General features: G+C 71.4%; 1 protein-coding gene and 1 pseudogene. Both read right to left on the minus strand.

What is annotated here, in order from left to right; all coding sequences use genetic code 11:
- Window positions 1–717 (minus strand): hypothetical protein (locus ACE3T5_RS20305; RefSeq protein ID WP_374669926.1); only part of this gene is annotated, 717 nt, incomplete at its 3' end.
- Window positions 714–890 (minus strand): annotated as a pseudogene (locus ACE3T5_RS20310) (GNAT family N-acetyltransferase); the annotation flags it as partial. The gene ACE3T5_RS20305 and the pseudogene ACE3T5_RS20310, both read right to left, overlap by 4 nt.
- Window positions 891–1,073 lie beyond the last annotated feature (183 nt).

The raw sequence follows: 1,073 nt of genomic DNA on the forward strand, positions 1-1,073 counted from the left end.
GATGGCGTAGTCGGCGAGCTGCTCCACCGGCACCTCCAGTGTCTGGCCCAGTTCGTAGCCGGGGCACTCGCGCGGCTGGCTTTCCAGCACGCAACGCGGCAGGGCGGGATCCGACCAGTCGAGGGGCCGCACCCACACGTATTCACGCCCGCCGGACTGCGTGGGCAGGCCGATCTTGAAACCCATGTTCAACCCATGCAGACCCTGCAGGAAGCGCAGGCGCAGGCGGGGCACCTTGGCGCGGAAGGCGACCTGAGCGGCAGCGAGCGCACGCACGCTGCCATCGGGTGAAAGATCCGCCGCGGGAATATCCAGACCCAGCGAGCGGCCGGCCCAGGTGATCCAGGCGTCGTAGCCTTCCGTCCAGCGCGAAGGCGGGCGGGGCGTGAGGAAGCGCGGGCCCTCGCGCCGAGCGGCGTGGTCCTCGGGGTCGGTCTGGAACACCAGGCGCAGCGGGACCTCGGCCGATTCATCGGCCAGTTCCAGCGGGGCGGCATCGGGCAGCGCGGCCACCAGGGCGCGCGCGAGCACCACCTCGCGCTCGATCGCGCCCTGCTCGGTGCGCAACGCCACCAGCAGGCGCATCAGCAATCGGCCGGCGCGAAAGTGGTTCGGCGCCACTGGCCAGATCTGCAGCGGCCGCAGCTCGGCCGTGGTGAACCAGTGCCGCCCGCCGCCCACGCGGGAGTGCAGGATCTGCGGGATGTGGCGTGTCATGCCGGTGCAGCCGCCGCTGGCCGTTCATAGAAGTGGTCCCACTCCGCCGAGGCCACGCGCACGAAGCCATGGCGCTCGTGGAAGCGGTTGGACCGGCTGCCGCGCAGAGCGCCTACGCGCACGGGCAGACGCGCCCCATCGGCCTGGGCGAACACCTCGGCCAGCACGGCCGCCATGCGCAGGGAGACCGGGTCAGTCAGGCCAGCTGGTGCAAGGGGCATCGGAGCGCTCGAGCGTCATACACGGCGCGCAGTGTAATGATTTCGTACTTCATTGGCCAGCCCGATGATCCGGCGGCCGACCGGCGTCCAACCCCACCCCCGCAGGCCCCCCCGCGCGAGGTTCCGCCCCCACAC

It is taken from the genome of Ramlibacter sp. (assembly GCF_041916345.1).
Classification (GTDB): Bacteria; Pseudomonadota; Gammaproteobacteria; order Burkholderiales; family Burkholderiaceae_C; genus Ramlibacter.